The organism is Enterobacter sp. MGH 37, assembly GCF_000534515.1.
In the GTDB taxonomy this organism is placed as follows: domain Bacteria; phylum Pseudomonadota; class Gammaproteobacteria; order Enterobacterales; family Enterobacteriaceae; genus Enterobacter; species Enterobacter kobei.
Genome location: NZ_KI973205.1, coordinates 1894207 through 1911478, shown reverse-complemented (window position 1 = coordinate 1911478; position 17272 = coordinate 1894207). Strand labels below are relative to the sequence as shown.

General features: G+C 53.9%; 30 protein-coding genes. All 30 read left to right on the top strand.

Going from position 1 to position 17272, the window contains the following annotated elements:
* Window positions 1–300: a hypothetical protein gene (locus L383_RS14665; protein ID WP_023330689.1), complete on the top strand. Its 300-nt coding sequence runs from the start codon at window positions 1–3 to the stop codon at window positions 298–300.
* Window positions 297–713, top strand: coding sequence for a hypothetical protein (locus L383_RS14670; protein WP_023330688.1), 417 nt, complete (start codon window positions 297–299; stop codon window positions 711–713). The genes L383_RS14665 and L383_RS14670 overlap by 4 nt, the downstream gene beginning before the upstream one ends.
* Window positions 710–910 (top strand): hypothetical protein, encoded by a 201-nt coding sequence (locus L383_RS14675; protein ID WP_023330687.1) that lies wholly within the window; start codon window positions 710–712, stop codon window positions 908–910. The genes L383_RS14670 and L383_RS14675 overlap by 4 nt, the downstream gene beginning before the upstream one ends.
* On the top strand, window positions 907–1341 hold the full coding sequence (locus tag L383_RS14680; RefSeq protein ID WP_023330686.1) for a hypothetical protein: 435 nt from the start codon (window positions 907–909) through the stop codon (window positions 1339–1341). The genes L383_RS14675 and L383_RS14680 overlap by 4 nt, the downstream gene beginning before the upstream one ends.
* A gap of 2 nt (window positions 1342–1343) precedes the next feature.
* Window positions 1344–1652, top strand: coding sequence for a hypothetical protein (locus L383_RS14685; protein WP_023330685.1), 309 nt, complete (start codon window positions 1344–1346; stop codon window positions 1650–1652).
* Window positions 1653–1655: 3 nt separating this feature from the next.
* Complete coding sequence (locus L383_RS26360; RefSeq protein ID WP_023330684.1) at window positions 1656–2681, top strand: hypothetical protein; 1026 nt, start codon at window positions 1656–1658, stop codon at window positions 2679–2681.
* A complete protein-coding gene (locus L383_RS14690) occupies window positions 2681–2935 on the top strand; it encodes a hypothetical protein (protein ID WP_023330683.1) in 255 nt (84 codons plus the stop codon). The genes L383_RS26360 and L383_RS14690 overlap by 1 nt, the downstream gene beginning before the upstream one ends.
* A gap of 145 nt (window positions 2936–3080) precedes the next feature.
* On the top strand, window positions 3081–3362 hold the full coding sequence (locus tag L383_RS14695; RefSeq protein WP_023330682.1) for a hypothetical protein: 282 nt from the start codon (window positions 3081–3083) through the stop codon (window positions 3360–3362).
* Between the two features lie 210 nt (window positions 3363–3572).
* The gene (locus L383_RS14700; RefSeq protein ID WP_023330681.1) at window positions 3573–4022 is read left to right on the top strand and encodes a recombination protein NinB; all 450 of its coding nucleotides are present in this window, start codon (window positions 3573–3575) and stop codon (window positions 4020–4022) included.
* On the top strand, window positions 4015–4185 hold the full coding sequence (locus L383_RS14705; RefSeq protein WP_023330680.1) for a NinE family protein: 171 nt from the start codon (window positions 4015–4017) through the stop codon (window positions 4183–4185). Before L383_RS14700 ends, L383_RS14705 begins: the two co-directional genes overlap by 8 nt.
* Window positions 4182–4850, top strand: a complete 669-nt coding sequence (locus tag L383_RS14710) for a serine/threonine protein phosphatase (RefSeq protein ID WP_023330679.1) — start codon at window positions 4182–4184, stop codon at window positions 4848–4850. Before L383_RS14705 ends, L383_RS14710 begins: the two co-directional genes overlap by 4 nt.
* Window positions 4843–5484 carry a recombination protein NinG gene (locus L383_RS14715; RefSeq protein ID WP_023330678.1) on the top strand — a complete coding sequence of 214 codons (642 nt, stop codon included), beginning with the start codon at window positions 4843–4845 and terminating at the stop codon, window positions 5482–5484. Before L383_RS14710 ends, L383_RS14715 begins: the two co-directional genes overlap by 8 nt.
* Window positions 5485–5667: 183 nt before the next feature.
* Window positions 5668–5784 (top strand): hypothetical protein, encoded by a 117-nt coding sequence (locus tag L383_RS26355; RefSeq protein ID WP_023330677.1) that lies wholly within the window; start codon window positions 5668–5670, stop codon window positions 5782–5784.
* Window positions 5784–6593, top strand: coding sequence for an antitermination protein Q (locus L383_RS14720; RefSeq protein WP_023330222.1), 810 nt, complete (start codon window positions 5784–5786; stop codon window positions 6591–6593). The genes L383_RS26355 and L383_RS14720 overlap by 1 nt, the downstream gene beginning before the upstream one ends.
* Before the next feature lie 340 nt (window positions 6594–6933).
* Window positions 6934–7233 (top strand): phage holin family protein, encoded by a 300-nt coding sequence (locus tag L383_RS14725; RefSeq protein ID WP_155857904.1) that lies wholly within the window; start codon window positions 6934–6936, stop codon window positions 7231–7233.
* Window positions 7230–7772, top strand: a complete 543-nt coding sequence (locus L383_RS14730; protein ID WP_023330674.1) for a glycoside hydrolase family 108 protein — start codon at window positions 7230–7232, stop codon at window positions 7770–7772. Before L383_RS14725 ends, L383_RS14730 begins: the two co-directional genes overlap by 4 nt.
* On the top strand, window positions 7769–7945 hold the full coding sequence (locus tag L383_RS26095; protein WP_023330673.1) for a hypothetical protein: 177 nt from the start codon (window positions 7769–7771) through the stop codon (window positions 7943–7945). Before L383_RS14730 ends, L383_RS26095 begins: the two co-directional genes overlap by 4 nt.
* Window positions 7946–7976: 31 nt before the next feature.
* A complete protein-coding gene (locus tag L383_RS14735) occupies window positions 7977–8213 on the top strand; it encodes an Acb2/Tad1 domain-containing protein (protein WP_023330672.1) in 237 nt (78 codons plus the stop codon).
* Window positions 8214–8534: 321 nt separating this feature from the next.
* On the top strand, window positions 8535–9170 hold the full coding sequence (locus L383_RS14740; RefSeq protein WP_023330670.1) for a putative metallopeptidase: 636 nt from the start codon (window positions 8535–8537) through the stop codon (window positions 9168–9170).
* A gap of 30 nt (window positions 9171–9200) precedes the next feature.
* Window positions 9201–9656 carry a DUF2280 domain-containing protein gene (locus L383_RS14745; RefSeq protein WP_023330669.1) on the top strand — a complete coding sequence of 152 codons (456 nt, stop codon included), beginning with the start codon at window positions 9201–9203 and terminating at the stop codon, window positions 9654–9656.
* Window positions 9653–10900 carry a PBSX family phage terminase large subunit gene (locus L383_RS14750; protein ID WP_023330668.1) on the top strand — a complete coding sequence of 416 codons (1248 nt, stop codon included), beginning with the start codon at window positions 9653–9655 and terminating at the stop codon, window positions 10898–10900. Before L383_RS14745 ends, L383_RS14750 begins: the two co-directional genes overlap by 4 nt.
* 15 nt (window positions 10901–10915) lie before the next feature.
* A complete protein-coding gene (locus L383_RS14755; protein ID WP_023330667.1) occupies window positions 10916–12265 on the top strand; it encodes an anti-CBASS protein Acb1 family protein in 1350 nt (449 codons plus the stop codon).
* Window positions 12225–13151, top strand: coding sequence for a phage minor head protein (locus L383_RS14760; RefSeq protein WP_023330666.1), 927 nt, complete (start codon window positions 12225–12227; stop codon window positions 13149–13151). Before L383_RS14755 ends, L383_RS14760 begins: the two co-directional genes overlap by 41 nt.
* 2 nt (window positions 13152–13153) lie before the next feature.
* Window positions 13154–14419 (top strand): hypothetical protein, encoded by a 1266-nt coding sequence (locus L383_RS14765; protein ID WP_023330665.1) that lies wholly within the window; start codon window positions 13154–13156, stop codon window positions 14417–14419.
* A 12-nt stretch (window positions 14420–14431) separates the two neighbouring features.
* Window positions 14432–14881, top strand: coding sequence for a gp53 minor capsid family protein (locus L383_RS14770; protein ID WP_023330664.1), 450 nt, complete (start codon window positions 14432–14434; stop codon window positions 14879–14881).
* Between the two features lie 17 nt (window positions 14882–14898).
* Entirely contained in the window at window positions 14899–15975 is a 1077-nt protein-coding gene (locus L383_RS14775; protein WP_023330663.1) for a major capsid protein, read from the top strand.
* A gap of 9 nt (window positions 15976–15984) precedes the next feature.
* A complete protein-coding gene (locus L383_RS14780; protein WP_023330662.1) occupies window positions 15985–16278 on the top strand; it encodes a hypothetical protein in 294 nt (97 codons plus the stop codon).
* Window positions 16279–16340: 62 nt separating this feature from the next.
* Window positions 16341–16742, top strand: coding sequence for a DUF7370 family protein (locus L383_RS14785; protein WP_023330661.1), 402 nt, complete (start codon window positions 16341–16343; stop codon window positions 16740–16742).
* Window positions 16742–16915 (top strand): hypothetical protein, encoded by a 174-nt coding sequence (locus L383_RS14790; RefSeq protein WP_023330660.1) that lies wholly within the window; start codon window positions 16742–16744, stop codon window positions 16913–16915. The genes L383_RS14785 and L383_RS14790 overlap by 1 nt, the downstream gene beginning before the upstream one ends.
* Window positions 16915–17271, top strand: a complete 357-nt coding sequence (locus L383_RS14795; protein WP_023330659.1) for a hypothetical protein — start codon at window positions 16915–16917, stop codon at window positions 17269–17271. Before L383_RS14790 ends, L383_RS14795 begins: the two co-directional genes overlap by 1 nt.
* Window position 17272 lies beyond the last annotated feature (1 nt).

The following is a 17272-nucleotide window of genomic DNA, read 5'->3' as shown; positions in this document are numbered from 1 at the left end:
ATGAAAGGCAAACAGGCAATTCTGCGTTATCTCGAAACGCACCGGACCTTCACTGCGAAGGATGTTGCCACAGAGTGCGGCATGACCATCAACTGCATCACGAAGAACGCTATCGATCTGGAGCGGGCCCGGAAGATTGTGCGCGTGAGCAAGGTCTGGCGAACGGTGACTTATCGCCTGGCTACGCCGGAAGAGCAGGCTGGTACGGCGCGCAGTTGCACCAACGGAATATTTCAGGAGTGCCGCAACAGCGCGGCTATGAAGCGAGTATTGATGGTTTGGGGGAGGGTAGGGGTATGAGCGTAAAACGTTACGAAGTCAATGGTCCATCTTCAGTATTTGAAGACGAAAACGGAAGTCTTGTGGATTACGAAGACTACGCCTCACTTGAAGCCAGATGCGCGGCGTTGGCTGCGGAGAATGGGGTATTACTCGCAATCATGAATGAGCAGGCTGGAAGTTTTGGCGCTACTTTAGCTGAGGGATTCCATGACGCCGTTATGGAGTCAGGGAGTGATCAGCTGATTGATATCTACCAGCGACGTTTACAGCAAGCCATTCAGTGCATTCCGCCAACCACATCTACCGACGCTTTCCTGGCTGAATTACGGGCTCAAGGCGTGGAGATGTTTGCCAAAGAGATGCATGCAGATATCAGCGGTGATGATGCCCGCGAGTTCGCCGCCCAGCTTCGTAAAGGAGTGCAGTCATGAGCATGATGGATTTCGCAGAAACTAAAAAGGCGATCGACGCTATTACAACCGACTGGTCGATCCGTGGCCCATACCACGAAGACGACGGCAAATATTACGCTTTGCTTCGTGGAGAGTGGGTTGGTGGCGGGCATGTAGGAAAACGAAAAGCCCTTGACGCAATCTTCGAAAAGTTAACCAGCGAGGCAGCCCAATGAGCAACATCGACAAACATGCTTTGACTGCTGAATCAGCGCGCGAATCAGGAAACATCCTGCTCATCGTAGCCGCTCGTATGGCTCGTCGTGAGCTCTTCACGCCACTGCATTGCGTCAGCGAGCTGCCTCAGAAAGTGGTCAGCATGCGCGTATTCCGCGAGGCGCTGGAAAGGTCTGAGGAAACTCTACAGCGTGAAGTATGCAAAATCGTGGATGGCAACGATCGGTTGCAAAAGAATCTGAAAGAGGCTGAGGCAAAGCTGGAAGCCGCAGAGAAGCGGATTGCTGAGCTGGAGCGTAAAGAACAGCACAGTGAACGCCAGTCAGTCATTGATGCGCTGGCTGCTTCGGGTGAAGCATGGAGTGATATCGAAGAATACATGCAGAAGTGGGACGCGGAACGCGCCTCCGCAGCCGGTAAAGGGGAGTGAACGTGAAACCAGCTAACCTGGCACCAGTTTACTGCGCTCTATACCCAGCGCTGGCAGAGATAGCCCGTAAGCATGGTTATGCGATGGCTATTCACGGGACAATGGCGCGTGACTTTGATCTGATTTGCATACCCTGGGTCGAGACGCCATCGAAACCTGAGGAAGTGGTTGCAGAAATCACAGCTACTTATGCCACTACCGATATCACCAATCCTGGGTACAAGCATCACGGTCGCCTTGCTTACTCAGTGTGCTTTGGATTTGGCGAGTTCTTTGCTGACCTGTCATTCATGCCGACCATCGAGGACTAACCCATGAGCACTATTACCAAAGAACAGTTACGCGAACGTGCGCGCGAAAAGGTTAAGAGCCTGGAGTTTGCTGTTACTCAGGCCGCTTTCGCTGATTCTCGCGCGGAGCTTGAAGAAGAACTGGAGCTGGCTCGTATCGCGCTGGCATCGCTCGAAGCGGGGCCTGCCATTCACCGGTGGCGTCGTGTGACCTCTGAACCATACGGCCCCTATCCTTGGCATTATGGTGATTTTATCGGCTTCTCAAAGCCCGTTGATGGGATTGAGGATGAGTATTTTTACTCCGCACCGCCAGCGCCAGCGCCAGTGTCCGATGAAGATAAGGTGTTGGCAGAACAAGCAAGAGCAGTAATTCACTGCCTTGATATGTGCGGTGTTCCATCTGGCGACTATGCGGATAACGAGCAACTTCAGTTGTGGGGAAGGGTAATAGAATATGGCCGCCACCCAGCGTCGGTATCTGTGCCCGCTGCGATGGAAATGGATGATGACTTTGACAGCGCGTTTGAACACGGAAAAGCTGTCGGCTGGAACGCCTATCGAGCAGCCATGCTTCAGGGTGCCAATGGCACCCTCACCAATGAGGGTACCATACCAGTCACGCAATTTAAGCCGGTAGCAGACCTGTACGGCTTAACCTCACCAACTGGCGGTGAAACATCGTTCACTTTCGACGCTGTTGAAGCTCGCGATTTTATTGATGGCGGGTGGTCATGTCAGGAGTACGTGGAGCTTGAACGCTTTCAGGAGGCCGTGAGCGGCAACTCTCCGGTGATTCCGGATGGTTTCTGCATCATGCCGAAGAAGCTGACAGCAGAGAACGGTGGAAAAGGCGCATTGTCTGGTGAGTTTCACGTCACTAATCGTATCGTTTGCCAGTCATGCGGTGGAGAAGGATGCGAGGACTGTAACGATGAAGGTGGGTGGGATGCTGAAATACCTGTGAGTTGGGACACCATCAAGCGAATACATGAGGCCGCAGTTGAAGCTTGCTCGCTGCCAGCAGCACCGCAACAGGAGGTGAAGTGATGGGCAAGTTTACTTTCGTCATTGAGTTCGAAGACGGAAAGGAGCCGCCAGTACATGCCCATATGGAAGCTTTGGGCGGGAAGGTTGTAGCGGTCGCGTTCCGGGATGCATTGAGCGAGGACAATCCTCCGAAGACGATCAATACATATCCTCAGGTGCTTAGCGAGATGCGGTGCTTTATCTGCAATGGTAAGCACCCGATCGGTATCGCCTGCCCATTAAGTTCGCCAACAGTGGTGTCTCATGATGCCTAACCCATTCGATGCAGAAAGGCTGTAAGAAAAAATAGCAAACTATTTTAACTCATTGATATATACACATGTTTTACAATTTAACGGCTTCATTTCCTCTTTCTTGGTGGTACATTCATTTGGCGATGTAAAACCAACAGGAGGCGTTATGAGTATCGATCAACTTTGCATGAAACAAGAGTGTTGGGCATTGGAGATGCTTGGTAGGGTTGGCGCTTTAACGCAGTGCCCCCATCATGAGGGCGCTTATGTTGATGAAGGCGTAGATGAGGCTAACATCTATAAATACGCAGCTGGAGCTTATAAAAAAAGCAATGGTGGTCATCCATTTGAAAATTTTAAAGAGATGACTGATGCCGTTAAAGGCGCATACGAAGAGCACGGTGGAAATGATGTTTGCCCGCTGTGCTTTAAACGCGTGGACGACTAACTCATTGGCCTCTCCGGAGGCCTTTCTCTTACGTTGATTTTGTTGAATCAACCGTCCATAATCATGTCATCGGAGCCTGAACAACTCCGGTGACTTCTGCGCATTTAAGGGGACTTAAATGCGACCACAATATGAAATCCTCACCTTGTTACAGATGCAGAAATGCACCTGCGATTTTCTGCATTCTGCGTTACCTCTCGGAGGTGGCGTATGAAGCAGCAATTCCACCTCGTCAACGACGCCATCAAGCAAAACGCTATCAACTTCATCCGGGAGCTACCGGTGGATGCCAAGCGCCCGTTAGTTCTCGATATCAAGGAGATGACCCGCACACTCGATCAGAACAAAAAAATGTGGCCGCTGCTTAAAGATCTCTCCGACCAGGTTACGTGGTTTGGCAATAAGTACGATTCTGATGACTGGAAAGACCTGATCACCGCTATGGTCGCCAAGTCCAAAAAGCAAGAGCAGCGCATGGCACCCGGCCTTGATGGTGGCGTTGTGATGTTCGGTCAGCGCACCAGTAAGATGACTGTCCGCCAGATGGTCGAAGTCATTGAGGCTATCTACTGGTTTGGCACTCAGCAGAACGTCAAGTTCAGCGAAAAATCTCGCCTTGAAATTGAATGGGCTAAACGCTGGGGTGAGCGCAATGAGTAGCCCACTTTCCCGCGTCATCACAAACGAAATCTTCCGCGTTACGGCGCGCCGCCAGCGCAAGACCGTGGTTAAGCCGTCCGACATCCCGACACTGAAAGGCTACACCGCCAGCCTGGTGGATCAGAAATGGCTGCGTCTCGCGGCGAGGAGAAAATCTGCATGAGCATGTATCAACGCATTAATGGCGCTGAATGGCGCAATATTTTCGTCGTCGGCGATCTGCACGGGTGCTACACGCTGCTGATGAATGAGCTCGAAAAAGTTTCGTTCGACCCTGCGTGTGATTTGCTGATTTCGGTTGGAGACCTTGTTGACCGCGGCGCGGAAAACGTCGAGTGCCTGGAGCTGATTACTATGCCGTGGTTCCGGGCTGTGCGCGGAAACCATGAGCAGATGATGATTGATGGCCTGTCAGAGCATGGAAATGTTAATCACTGGGTGGCAAACGGCGGTGGGTGGTTCTTCTATCTGGACTACGACAAAGAGATTCTGGCTAAAGCGCTGGCTCACAAAGTCACTGAGTTGCCGCTGATCATCGAGCTGTTTACCGCTGAGCGTAAAATCGTTATCTGCCACGCTGACTACCCGCATAACGAATATGCGTTCGATAAGCCAATACCCGAAGAAATGGTGATCTGGAATCGTGAGCGGGTTAGCGACGCTCTGGACGGCATTGTATCGCCGATAGCCGGTGCTGATCTGTTTATCTTCGGCCACACCCCAGCGCGCCAGCCCCTGAAGTATGCCAACCAGATGTACATCGATACCGGTGCCGTGTTCTGCGGAAACCTCACACTGGTACAGGTTCAAGGTGGTTCCCATGTGTAAACCATCCCGCCGCAAGTGCAAAGTATGCGGTGAATACTTCGTGCCGAAATTCCACGACATCCGGATCCGCTGGTGCTGCCCGGAACACGGCGCAATCCTCGCAATGGAAGAACGCGAGAAGGAGAAGGTGAAAGCCGCCGCTAAGCGAATCAAGGAGCAGAAAGAGGCAGAGAAGGCCGGGCGCAAACGCCGCAAGGAACGCCTGGCAGAGCTACGGCCTGCTGGTTACTACAAAGCGCAGGCTCAGCAGGCTTTCAACGCCTACATCCGAGCGCGTGATGCTGATTTGCCATGCATTAGCTGCGGCGAGGCCAACCCGCCTGATCTGCACGGCGGGCAATGGGACTGCGGCCACTTCAAAACGGTCGGCGCCAACCCTGAATTGCGCTTTGAAGAACGCAACGCCCATAAGCAGTGCAAATCGTGTAATGCGGGAGCGGGCAAATACACCGCCAAAGAGGCGACGGTCGCGCAGCAATACGAAGCTGGCCTGGTCGCTCGTTACGGCCAGGAATACGTCGACTGGCTCAATGGCCCCCATGAGATGACCAACTACCGCCGGGAAGACTTCATCCGGATCCGCGATAAGTACCGCGTCAAGCTCAAAGCACTGAAACAGCGGGAGGCAGCGTGAAGACATTCACTCCAGTTGAAGCGAGAAAGTTCGTTGCCAGCACCTGGTATGAAACGACACAGCTTTCGAAAAGAGAAAGGCTGTATGCGAAAGCTCGCGAACTGATAAGCGGCGATCGAGCGGAAATTATCTGTCAGACAGAAAACCCTGAATACAGAAAGTCAGCACGGGAGTGGTGGAATCATGACCAGAGCTGATTTCGAAAAGTATCAGGCAGAAAGCGTTAAGCGCGCCAACCTACCGCCAGTAGCAAAGCACAGCCAGACCAAAACCAACCAGCCACAGAAGGAAGCCGCATAATGAACCTCGAATCAATCGCTAAATACTTTGCGCCTAAATCACCGATGTTCAGTGACTCTCCTCGCGCAACCGCATCAGACAGTCTCACCGGCACTGACGTTATGGCGGCGCTTGGCCTTGCTGGCCACAAGTGCGGGTTTGGTTTCGATCTTTACCTCTCGAAAATCGGCATTAGCAGCCCAGATATAGCACTGGAGAGACTCTATGAGCAGGCACGTAAGTTATCAGGTAAATTCAGAGCACTGTCTGAACTCGATGAATCAGCTCGGTCAGGCGTGCTTAAGGTTCTCTGCGCTTTTGCATACCAGGATTATTCAAGAAGTGCTGCCAGCACTCGAAAATGTGATTGCTGTGATGGTGGCGGATTTACAGAGGCGCAAGTGTTTACCAACAAGGTCTCATACCCATGGGGGAAACCGCCTTACTGGTCGAAAATGTCGCGTGCCGTTCGCCCAAGCGACTGGGAGAGCTGGACACAGGCGCGTGAGGTGGTGCGAGTTAAATGCAAGCCGTGTAACGGAAAAGGCGTTATCAGCAATTCGTGTCGCTGCCATGGCAAAGGTAAGGTGCTGGACAAGGCAGAAAGCGATCGCCAGGGCGTTCCGGTGATGAAAGCCTGTGACCGCTGCGGTGGAAGAGGTTACGCCAGACTGAAGTTCTCAACGGTGATAGAGGGAATTAATACTGTTGCGGAGATAAAGAAAACGGCGGCTTATGACCAACTTCAGCCGCTCTTTGAGGAACTTGTCGCCGAATGCCATAAGCAGGAGTCTATGGCTGATGCCATTCTCTCAAAAGTAACGAGATGAAAATAATTTTCTCTGATATTGAAAATATATAGGAAATAGGTATTGCATTTCGCGGAAAAACTGGATAGATTCATCTCTAACGCTGGGAATCCGTTCAGTCGTTCCGAAGCCAAAAAAATTCAAGCCCGAGGTTAACGCCTTGGGCTTTTTTATTTGCGGTACGCCGCACACAGAACCCACTACCTGGGACCCTTAGGCCGAAGAGCCGACATTGCCACACCCTCATCTTCCCGGCCTGTCGCCGGGTTTTTTATTTGCGATGTCCGGTCGTTGTTTCCTAGCATCCTTCCACTCTACACAAACAGCACCCCGTTCTTTCGGAGGTGATATGGCTAAACGTATGCAAGATAAAGAAAGCATTGCCGGGATGTCCTGGCTGGTTCTGCTGATCATTGCTTGCTGGGGTGGACTTGTCCGCTACCTGATAGATGTGAAGCAGAGCAAGGCAGCATGGAGCTTGATCAATGCTCTTGCCCAAATGGTGGTTTCAGGGTTTACCGGCGTTATTGCTGGTCTGGTGAGCATTGAAAGCGGACTCAGCATTTACATGATACTGGCCACTTCCGGAATTAGCGGGGCAATGGGTTCTGTTGCTTTGACCTATTTCTGGGAGCGCATTACCGGAGTTAAGGCGCCATGACAGCAGATCAGATTATTGAGGGCATCCTCGGTAAAGAAGGGGGTTACGTAAATAACCCGAATGATAAAGGCGGCCCAACGCGCTGGGGTATCACGCAGACTACCGCCCGCGCATATGGCTATAGCGGCGATATGAAGGCGTTACCACGGGATACAGCCAAAGCAATTTATCTGTCGCAATACTGGACTGAACCGAAGTTCGACCGCATTGCCGAGTTGTCGCCAGTAATTGCACAGGAATTGTGTGATACCGGCGTGAACATGGGACCGCGTGTCGCCAGTACATTCCTGCAGCGTTGGTTATCGGCGCTGAATATGCAGGGCAAGCTATATCCGGATCTGAAGACGGACGGCGCGATCGGCGATCTCACCATCGCCGCCCTGAAAAGTTATCTCGCCGTTCGTGGCAAAGATGGCGAAGCCACGCTGCTAAAGGCGCTGAATTGCAGCCAGGGGGCTCGCTATCTTGAGCTTGCTGAAGCTCGGGCGGCAAATGAAGATTTTCTCTATGGTTGGGTAAAGGAAAGAGTGGAACTATGAACTATCTCATTAACCGGCTGAAAGAGCCGTCAACCTGGCGCGGCATCATTTTGGTCATTGCTGGCGTATTTGGCTACCAGATGCCGCCGGACATTCAGGAAACCGTCATCGCTGGCGGCGTAGCGCTGGCTGGCGTTGTTGGCGCGGTTATGCCGGACAGCGTTAAGAAGTAATCAATCAGCAACCAACCGAAAAGGCTACGAAATGAGTGAAGCTAAACCGCAGGACGGCAGCACCGTAAAGGGCTATCGCAAACTTGATGAGAAAGATATAGCCAATATGAACCGGCTGAAAGAAATTAGCCGCCAATTCATCGCGCAGCTGGAGTTCCTTAAAGGTGGTGATGCTGACCCACGCTGGATCGCCATGGCAAAAACTGAAATGCAGAAAGCTTGTATGTTCGGATGTCGCGCTGTTGCTCAACCTGATGACGACTGTTAGGCATTACAGAGCCACTTCAAGAGGTGGCTCGATAATGTCACAACGAGGTAATCCATATGCGCACTACTGGGATCCTAATGGCGGAAATTACGCTTCGCCCACATATGAAGCCGCTGCTCATCCTTTCAGTGCTTTTGCGCTGGGGCTGGCTCACTAAGAAGTGTATCCGGATTAGCCCTGGAATTGGAAAGAAGACGTGATTATAAAGTTCTGCAAATTGCGTCTGAAATACGCCATTGACAGAGTTTTATATAAGTTTGTTGATGCATTGGTGTCGAAATTACCGAGCAAGTATCTTCGGTGCCCAGAGGATTGTTCTGCATGACTGAAAATGACAATCGCAGACCATACCCTCCCGTCAACTTCACTGGCGAAAACTGGCTGCCATATACCCGGCTAATCCCTGCTGCCGAAATCGGCGAATGGGTAAATCAGAACATCCTCTCTGAAGACGGGCGAATCCATAATCACGACCATACGCACTTGCTCGACGCTGATGTCGCGTTCATGTGGGCCTCTGGCTCATTCGCCAAAAGCGGGCGCATTGTGCTTGGTCAGTGTGAGCAGGTAATGATGCGCGCCGGCGGCTGGCAGAAGTCCCGCATGGAACAGCAGATGCATGAATGGTTCGGACGCATACCGAAGTTCATCATCACCCTGGCTGCCGACTACTGCGAGCAATGCAACGATCTGGAGTTCTGCGCACTGGTGGAGCATGAGCTTTACCACATTGCCCAGGCTACCGATGATTACGGCGCGCCGAAGTTCAACAAAGAGACCGGGATGCCGGTTCTGAAGCTTCGCGGCCATGACGTCGAAGAGTTCGTTGGAGTGGTCCGGCGTTACGGCGCCAGCAAAGACGTGCAGGAAATGGTTGATGCGGCGAACAGGCCGGCGGAGGTTGCTCATATCGATGTTGCCAGGGCGTGCGGGACGTGCATGCTGAAGCTGGCGTAAATTTGGAATGCTTTGGAAGGATGGTGATGTATGGCTGCACTAAAACCAGAAGTGAAAGCCGCCATCGTTCAAATGCTTGCGTGCTATGACACCCTGTCGATTGTGGTCGAGGCCATCCAAAAAAATTTTGGGATAAAAGTAACTCCTCAGCAGGTTGAATCACACGACCCGACGAAGGTTAGCGGTAAGGGATTGGCTAAGAAATGGGTAAACCTTTTCAATGCTACCCGCGAGCGGTTCCAGACCGAGATTTCAGATATTCCGATCGCCAACAAAGCCTATCGTCTCCGCGCGCTTGACCGGATGATGACTCGCGCCGAGGGAATGAAAAACATGGCGCTGGCTGCCTCGCTGATGGAGCAGGCCGCCAAAGAGTGCGGGGATGCGTACAGCAACAAACAGAAGGTCGAGCACACCAGCCCGGACGGAACCATGACTCCGCAGCCGACCATCATCCAGCTACTCCCCGTTGAGCCGAAAGCATGAGTGAAGCTGTTCAACTGCCGATCCCCGCCAAGCTTGCGCCACTGTTCACTGCCGTGAATAAGCGTTACCGGTGCTCGCATGGTGGGCGTGGCAGCGCTAAGACGCGAACCTTCGCACTGATGACAGCCGTGAAGGCGTATCAGTCGATGATGAACGGTGAGAGCGGAGTGGTGCTCTGCGCGCGTGAGTTCATGAACTCGCTGGAAGAGTCGAGCATGCAGGAGGTGAAACAGGCGATCCTGTCTGTTCCCTGGCTGGCCGCCAACTTTGATATCGGCGAGAAGTACATTCGCACCATCGACAAGAGCGTTAACTATGTCTTTTGCGGTCTGCGGCATAACCTCGACAGCATCAAGTCGAAAGCGCGCATCCTACTCTGCTGGGTGGACGAGGCTGAATCAGTCAGCGAAATAGCCTGGCAGAAGCTTAGCCCGACAGTTCGTGAGGAAGGTTCGGAGATTTGGGTGACGTGGAACCCGGAGCGCGACGGAAGCGCAACGGATAAACGTTTCCGAAAAGAGGCTGGTGACGACTGCATCACCGTTGAAATGAACTACACGGATAACCCGTGGTTCCCCGACGTGCTGGAAGGTGAGCGACAGAACGATCAGCGCCGCCTCGACCCGGCAACATACGCCTGGGTATGGGAAGGGGCCTATCTCGAAAACTCCGATAAGCAGGTTCTGGCCGGTAAATACCGGATCGCTGAGTTCTCGGAAAATCTCTGGAAAGAAGCTGATCGCCTGTTCTTCGGTGCCGACTTCGGTTTCGCCAAAGACCCTAACACGCTGGTTCGTTCGTTCATCTTGCACAACCGGCTGTACATCGAATACGAGGCGTACGGGCAGCAGACAGAGCTCGACCACATGCCAGAGCTATACGACACAATTCCCGGATCGCGTGACTGGCCCATCAAGGCCGACTCCGCTCGACCCGAGACGATTAGCTATCTCAAGCGGCAGGGATTCAACATCTCAGCTGCCGAGAAATGGCAGGGGAGCGTTGAGGACGGTATCGCCCATCTTCGCGGTTTCGACGAAATCATTATTCACCCGCGTTGCAAGAACGTGGCGCGTGAGGCTCGCATGTGGTCGTACAAAACGGACCGCATCACCGGTGAGGTGTTGCCGAAGCTCGCCGATGGCTATGAGCACTGCTGGGACGGTATCCGCTACAGCCTCGACGGTCACATTAAGCGTAAGGGCCAGATGGCCGGGATGATGATTCCGAAACGCCTTCGCTAACCAAACGGAAAAACCATGACTGACAAATTAACTCTCGCCGTCAACCATGCGTTGAACGATGCGCGGATGGTGCGCGCCCGTATGGGGCTGTTGGCACCAACGATGGGTTTGGACAACAAGCGCCATTCAGCATGGTGCGAGTATGGCTTCCCTGAGCAGGTAACCTACGAAAACCTCTATGCCCTTTACCGCCGCGGTGGTATCGCTCACGGTGCAGTTGAGAAGCTGGTGGGCAAGTGCTGGCAGACGAACCCGGAAATCATCGAGGGTGACGATGCCGACGAGAGCGAAAACGAAACTGCCTGGGAAAACAAGTCAAAGCAGGTATTCAACAACAGGTTCTGGCGATCATTTGCCGAGGCGGATCGTCGTCGCCTTGTCGGTCGTTATGCAGGCATCCTTCTGCACGTCCGCGATGAAAAAGACTGGAACCTTCCGGTTACCAAAGGGCGAGGGTTGCAGAAGGTTTCCGTGGCGTGGGCCGGATCGCTAACGGTGAGCGAGTGGGACACTGGGCTGAACTCGAAGACTTACGGTCAGCCGAAAATGTGGCAGTACGCCGAACGCTTGCCGAATGGTTCAAGTCGCCGCGTCAATATCCACCCCGATCGTGTTTTCATCCTTGGTGATTACTCAGACGATGCTATTGGCTTCCTTGAGCCAGCTTATAACGCCTTTGTGAGCCTGGAGAAGGTAGAGGGCGGGTCTGGTGAGTCATTCCTGAAGAACGCCGCTCGCCAGTTAGCACTTAGTTTCGACAAGGAAATCGACTTTGGCAGCATTGCATCTATGTACGGCGTTAAAGTAGATGAGTTGCAGGATAAATTTAACGACGCTGCACGCGAGATGAATCGCGGCAATGATGTGCTGCTTTCTCTCCAGGGGGCCAGCGTAACCTCCCTTGTTTCTCCGGTTTCTGATCCGTCTCCAACCTATAACGTAAACCTGCAAACAGCCGCCGCAGGAGTTGATATCCCGACGCGCATTCTGGTTGGTAATCAGCAGGCCGAGCGCTCCAGCACCGAAGACCAGAAATACTTTAATGCTCGTTGTCAGTCGCGCCGCGTAGACCTCTCTTTCGAAATAGAGGACTTCTGCGACAAACTTATCGATCTGCAAATCGTAGACTCAGTCAGCCAGAAGGCTGTTATCTGGGATGACCTTAACGAACAGACCGGTACTGAGAAGCTCACTAACGCCAAGACCATGGGCGAGATTAACCAGACCATGCAGGGCAGCGGCGAAGAGCCAGCATTCAGTCGTAAAGAGATTCGCACGGCTGCGGGCTATGACAATGATGACGAGGAGCCGTTAGGAGAAGAGGATGGCGACGAAGAAGACGAAGCCACCGATTCTGCCGCGTAACTATCAGGATCCGACTGGGGCCGATGCGCTGGAACGCCGGGCAATGAAAGACTTCGCCAGGCGGATGAATAAGATTGGCAAAGCGTACAAATCAGCACTCAACAAAATACCTTCCTCCCTCGCAGTAAACGCCAGATACGAATACCAGCTAAACCCAACGCTACTTTCCATCATCCTGAACGATGCCAGTTACCTGGTGGATCAGGTGCTGCTTGAAGGTGGCGATTACGACCTGTGGTTTTACGAGTACATCGACCTTGCTTCGGAGAAAGGGACCGGGCAGTCGTTCTACAACCTCAGCCAGCAGTCGACGGTGTACGCCGCTGGTCGTGAGTCGTTAGCGTCCATCCTCGCAAGCGACCCTTACCAGCAACGAATGGCGCTGGTGCATGCCCGTGTGTTTGAGGAAATGAAGGGGCTGACGGCTGACGTTAAGCGCGATATGGCGCGTGTGCTGACTGATGGCGTGGGGCGTGGTCTCAATCCGCTGGATATTGCCCGCAACCTGACGGACCAGACCGGTATCGAGAAGCGCCGGGCGAACCGGATAGCACGCACTGAAGTGACGACCGCGCTGCGCCGGGCCAAGTGGGATGAAGACCAGGAGGCGAATGACCTCTTCGGCATGAAAACTCTACTGGTTCACATCTCGGCTCTGTCACCGACAACGCGACATACACACGCAGTGCGCCATGCTCACCTCTACACCAATGAAGAGGTCCGTGACTGGTACAGCAAGGATGGCAACTCCATCAACTGCAAATGCAGCCAGCAGTCGGTGCTGGTGGATGCGGACGGTAAGCCGGAATACCCGGACACCATCACGAAACTCAAACAGGAATATAAATCGATGCAGGCGCGCGGTTACGCCTGGGCGGAGAAATAACTATGCCTATGCAGGTCAACATCACCACGAAGGTGAACAGCCAGTCTATCCGGCGCGAAACATACAACGGTCGCGAGCATCTGGTGCTGCCGAGTTACACACTCCCGGCGAACGTCGTCATGAATGGCGGGCTGTACACGCAAGAGCAAATCGACGCCCACTATAAGGGGCTGGAAGGCACCCTGGCGCCGCTGGGCCACCCTCAGGTTAACGGTCAGTTCGTGTCTGCTTTCTCCCCAGAGGGGATTAACGCAGGCCATATCGGCGCTTGGAACCGCAACGTCAAGAAGTCCGGTAATCGCATCTACCTCGAAAAGTGGGTTGATGTGGCTCGCGCTAATGAGTCGGAAGGTGGAAGGGAGCTTCTTGAGCGTGTCGCTGCCATTGAGCGCGGCGAAGACGTTCCGCCGATTCATACCAGCGTGGCCGCTTTCCTCGACCAGCTTGAACCGAACGAACAGCAACGCGCCACCGGTGCTGAGTGGGTAGCTGATATCCACGGCATGGACCACGACGCAATCCTGCTGCACGAAGTAGGCGCAGCGACACCAGAGCAGGGCGTTGGCCTGATGGTTAACGCCGATCTGGCTCAGCCGCTTAAGGCGAACTCCGGCGCGCTGGTGGGTGAATCCTACCGGGAGCGCGAACAGCGTCTCGATCGCGCAGCGAAAGCGAAGTTTGCGGCGGGAGCGGATGAATACGCCTGGGTTGCTGACTTTACCGACTCGCAGGTGGTTATCGTGCGAAATGGCGGAGATGCGCAGGTTTACGGTTATTCCGCTGATGGCGGGAAGATCACAATCGACGATACCGGAACCGCAGTAGCGCGCCAGGAGTCGTGGGTGGCGGTCGTCGCTAACAAATTCAAAGCTCTATTCACACCGCAGGAACAGCCTGCACCAAACCACAAAACGGAGGGCGACATGCCTTTAACCAAAGAAGAACTGGAACAAATCGGCAGCATGATTGGCCAGGCTGTTGCGACCAATACAGAAGCGGCAATTAAGCCTCTCGCGGAAAAGGTTGATGCGCTGCAGGCCAATCAGAAGCAACTCGCGGAAACCCTGACCGCCAACTCCCGTGCCGAAGAGAAAACAAAGCGCGAAGCGGTTGCGAAAGTACATGGCGATATCGTGGCTAACGCGCTGTCTGGCGATGCGCTGGACGCGATGTTCAAGTCGCTGGGTGAAGCTGCTCCGCTGGGCACCAACAACGCACAGCAACACAAAGAAACCGGCGCACCAGCCGCAGACGAACACTTCAAGTAAGGAGCCGGAATAATGCCACGTTATCGTCGCGTTAATATCGACGGTCAGTCTCTGTACAAGACCGAAACCCGCACTACGGCCGCCGCGCTGCTTCCCGGTACTGCGGCAACTATCAACTCATCCGATAAATTCGCTCAGGCCACCGCGCTAACCGGTCGCCTGTACATCATCGATGTCGGTTATCACCAGGGCCTGACTATCACTGAATCAATCCCTGCCGGTGATTCGGCTGTCGGCAACTACGTCGAAGAAGGCCGCGAGCTGGCGCTGCGTTGCCTGCCCGGTGCCTATAAGAAAGACAGCCCGATCAAGCTGGGAACTGCCGGTCAGTTCACCCTTGCCACCTCCGACACTGATTCAGTGATCGGCTACAGCCAGGATGAATACACCATCGCGGCCAGCACCACCGACTTCATTCGCGTGCGCATGCGCGTTGGCACTGTCGCCGCAGCTGGCGCGTAACAAAAGGACAAACACATATGTATTTCTCTAAAGAGACGCTGGCGACTAACTCCCGCCTCGGAGGGCACTGGAGCGAACTGTGGGCAAACCGCAACATGTGGAACCTGCAGAACGATTCCATCATTGCGGCTAACCGCGCAATCATGACGCCTGACATGCTGGCTTGTAACGCTGTTGGCGGTTTCTCCCGTGACTTCTGGGCTGAGATTGACAACCAGGTGCTGCAACTGCGCGATCAGGAAGTTGGCATGGAAATCGTGAACGACCTGATCGGCGTTCAGACCGTGCTGCCGGTCGGTAAAACCGCCAAGCTTTATAACGTGGTTGGCGACATCGCTGACGACGTGTCAGTAAGCATCGATGGTCAGGCGCCGTTCTCCTTCGACCACACTGACTACGCGAGCGACGGCGATCCGATTCCGGTGTTCACTGCTGGTTACGGTGTTAACTGGCGTCATGCTGCTGGCCTGAACTCTGTAGGCATTGATCTTGTGCTGGACTCGCAGATGGCTAAGATGCGTAAGTTCAACCAGAAGCGCGTCAACTACTACCTGAACGGCGATTCAAAAATTCATGTTCAGTCATATCCGGCGCAGGGCATCAAGAACCACCGTCACACCAAGAAGATTAACCTTGGATCTGGTGCTGGTGGTGCGAATATCGACCTGACTACCGCTGACATGACAGCGATCTTCGCGTTCTTCGGTAAAGGCGCATTCGGCACCACTGCACGCACTAACAAAGTCGCTGCATACGATGTGATGTGGGTTTCCCCGGAAATCTGGGCAAACCTGGCGCAGCCGTACGTGGTTAACGGCGTTGTAAGCGGAACTGTACTGCAGGCGGTGCTGCCGTTCGCGCCGGTAAAAGAAATCCGCATGAGCTTCGCACTGAGTGGTAACGAGTTTATCGCGTACGTTCGTCGCCGTGACGTGATCTCTCCACTGGTGGGTATGGCCGTCGGTGTTGTGCCACTGCCGCGCCCACTGCCTAACGTTAACTACAACTTCCAGATTATGTCTGCTGAAGGTCTGCAAATCACCGCAGACGATCAGGGCCTGTCTGGCGTTGTCTACGGCGCTAACCTGGCGTAAGGAAACAGCATGGCTAAATACGAAGTTGTGCGCCCATGGTTCGGCGTGAAGGTAGGGCAGGTGGTGGAGTTGAAAGAGCTTCACCCGGCGCTGAAGTCTAACGTCCGGCCCATGAATGGTGAGGCAGGCGGAGAACTTACCCCGTCGACGCCTGATGCCGGTACCGGTGAGAAATCTCGCAAAGAGATTATTCAGGGCCGCCTTACTGAACTGGGCATTGAGTTCAAAGGCAACCTGGGCGCTGAAAGGCTCAGTGAGCTGTTGCCGGATGGCGAACTCGAAAAGCTTTTCCCTGCTGAATAACAGCCGCCGCTAAGGCGGTTTTTTTATGCCCCGCTCCGGCGGGGTATTTCACGGAGTCGATAATGGTAACTCTCGAACAGGCGAAGGAATATCTGGAGAGCCAGGGAATTACCATTCCCGATTTTGTTCTTCAGGCTCTCGTCGACCAGGCCAACAGCATTCAGGAGTGTCTCGATGCGCATTATCCTGCATCGACCGCGCTGCTGATTCAGCTCTATCTACTGGCGCTTATGGGGCTCGGGCAGGGGGATAAGTACATCTCCAGCCAGACAGCTCCAAGCGGGGCGTCTCGCTCGTTCCGGTATCAATCGTTTACCGATCGCTGGAAAGCATCAGTGAACCTGCTGCGCGGGCTGGATAAGTACGGCTGCGCCACTGCCCTTATTCCTGCTGACCCTACCGCCGCCCCGGCATTTGCTGGTATCTGGATCGGGAAGGGCGGCTGTATGTGCGGGGGTAAGTGATGACGTACAAATCAGTTAAGCACGGCCTGCCGCGTTCTTTCACCCGCGTCTGGGTGATGACCGACACCGGGCGGGAGACTACCGGCTACGTTAAGTCGGACGGCGAGTGGCATATCAACTGTGAGCGCATCCGGGCGACCGGCGCCAAGGTGCTGAGCTGGAAGGAGGGCTGATGTCGTCTACTGCTTCATGGTCATACAACAAGCCATGCACGATATGGCGTAAGGGTGCTGGCGGTAATGACGAGTGGGGCGATCCTGTCGACCCATACGAACCGCCTGAAACCATCATGTGCGACTACATCGGCGGCCTGTCTGCAAAGCTCGGCTCCATCGGTAAAGAGGTTGTCGTAAAAAACACCTTCTTCACGGCTTACGCTCTGGCCGATGAGGGTGATTACATCCTCATTGGTGTGAGCACTGAACCAGACCCTGTCGTGGCCGGTGCCGATGAGGTTCGTCACGTGACGCGCTGGAACGATACTCTAGACGGCCTGGAAGATGACTGGGCGATAATTACGGGAGTGTAGC

Excerpts from the sequence above, each read along its gene's own strand:
- L383_RS14665 (WP_023330689.1), top strand. The coding sequence starts at position 1 with ATGAAAGGCAAACAGGCAATTCTGCGTTATCTCGAAACGCACCGGACC.
- L383_RS14670 (WP_023330688.1), top strand. The coding sequence starts at position 297 with ATGAGCGTAAAACGTTACGAAGTCAATGGTCCATCTTCAGTATTTGAA.
- L383_RS14675 (WP_023330687.1), top strand. The coding sequence starts at position 710 with ATGAGCATGATGGATTTCGCAGAAACTAAAAAGGCGATCGACGCTATT.
- L383_RS14680 (WP_023330686.1), top strand. The coding sequence starts at position 907 with ATGAGCAACATCGACAAACATGCTTTGACTGCTGAATCAGCGCGCGAA.
- L383_RS26360 (WP_023330684.1), top strand. The coding sequence starts at position 1,656 with ATGAGCACTATTACCAAAGAACAGTTACGCGAACGTGCGCGCGAAAAG.
- L383_RS14690 (WP_023330683.1), top strand. The coding sequence starts at position 2,681 with ATGGGCAAGTTTACTTTCGTCATTGAGTTCGAAGACGGAAAGGAGCCG.
- L383_RS14695 (WP_023330682.1), top strand. The coding sequence starts at position 3,081 with ATGAGTATCGATCAACTTTGCATGAAACAAGAGTGTTGGGCATTGGAG.
- L383_RS14700 (WP_023330681.1), top strand. The coding sequence starts at position 3,573 with ATGAAGCAGCAATTCCACCTCGTCAACGACGCCATCAAGCAAAACGCT.
- L383_RS14705 (WP_023330680.1), top strand. The coding sequence starts at position 4,015 with ATGAGTAGCCCACTTTCCCGCGTCATCACAAACGAAATCTTCCGCGTT.
- L383_RS14710 (WP_023330679.1), top strand. The coding sequence starts at position 4,182 with ATGAGCATGTATCAACGCATTAATGGCGCTGAATGGCGCAATATTTTC.
- L383_RS14715 (WP_023330678.1), top strand. The coding sequence starts at position 4,843 with ATGTGTAAACCATCCCGCCGCAAGTGCAAAGTATGCGGTGAATACTTC.
- L383_RS26355 (WP_023330677.1), top strand. The coding sequence starts at position 5,668 with ATGACCAGAGCTGATTTCGAAAAGTATCAGGCAGAAAGCGTTAAGCGC.
- L383_RS14720 (WP_023330222.1), top strand. The coding sequence starts at position 5,784 with ATGAACCTCGAATCAATCGCTAAATACTTTGCGCCTAAATCACCGATG.
- L383_RS14725 (WP_155857904.1), top strand. The coding sequence starts at position 6,934 with ATGCAAGATAAAGAAAGCATTGCCGGGATGTCCTGGCTGGTTCTGCTG.
- L383_RS14730 (WP_023330674.1), top strand. The coding sequence starts at position 7,230 with ATGACAGCAGATCAGATTATTGAGGGCATCCTCGGTAAAGAAGGGGGT.
- L383_RS26095 (WP_023330673.1), top strand. The coding sequence starts at position 7,769 with ATGAACTATCTCATTAACCGGCTGAAAGAGCCGTCAACCTGGCGCGGC.
- L383_RS14735 (WP_023330672.1), top strand. The coding sequence starts at position 7,977 with ATGAGTGAAGCTAAACCGCAGGACGGCAGCACCGTAAAGGGCTATCGC.
- L383_RS14740 (WP_023330670.1), top strand. The coding sequence starts at position 8,535 with ATGACTGAAAATGACAATCGCAGACCATACCCTCCCGTCAACTTCACT.
- L383_RS14745 (WP_023330669.1), top strand. The coding sequence starts at position 9,201 with ATGGCTGCACTAAAACCAGAAGTGAAAGCCGCCATCGTTCAAATGCTT.
- L383_RS14750 (WP_023330668.1), top strand. The coding sequence starts at position 9,653 with ATGAGTGAAGCTGTTCAACTGCCGATCCCCGCCAAGCTTGCGCCACTG.
- L383_RS14755 (WP_023330667.1), top strand. The coding sequence starts at position 10,916 with ATGACTGACAAATTAACTCTCGCCGTCAACCATGCGTTGAACGATGCG.
- L383_RS14760 (WP_023330666.1), top strand. The coding sequence starts at position 12,225 with ATGGCGACGAAGAAGACGAAGCCACCGATTCTGCCGCGTAACTATCAG.
- L383_RS14765 (WP_023330665.1), top strand. The coding sequence starts at position 13,154 with ATGCCTATGCAGGTCAACATCACCACGAAGGTGAACAGCCAGTCTATC.
- L383_RS14770 (WP_023330664.1), top strand. The coding sequence starts at position 14,432 with ATGCCACGTTATCGTCGCGTTAATATCGACGGTCAGTCTCTGTACAAG.
- L383_RS14775 (WP_023330663.1), top strand. The coding sequence starts at position 14,899 with ATGTATTTCTCTAAAGAGACGCTGGCGACTAACTCCCGCCTCGGAGGG.
- L383_RS14780 (WP_023330662.1), top strand. The coding sequence starts at position 15,985 with ATGGCTAAATACGAAGTTGTGCGCCCATGGTTCGGCGTGAAGGTAGGG.
- L383_RS14785 (WP_023330661.1), top strand. The coding sequence starts at position 16,341 with ATGGTAACTCTCGAACAGGCGAAGGAATATCTGGAGAGCCAGGGAATT.
- L383_RS14790 (WP_023330660.1), top strand. The coding sequence starts at position 16,742 with ATGACGTACAAATCAGTTAAGCACGGCCTGCCGCGTTCTTTCACCCGC.
- L383_RS14795 (WP_023330659.1), top strand. The coding sequence starts at position 16,915 with ATGTCGTCTACTGCTTCATGGTCATACAACAAGCCATGCACGATATGG.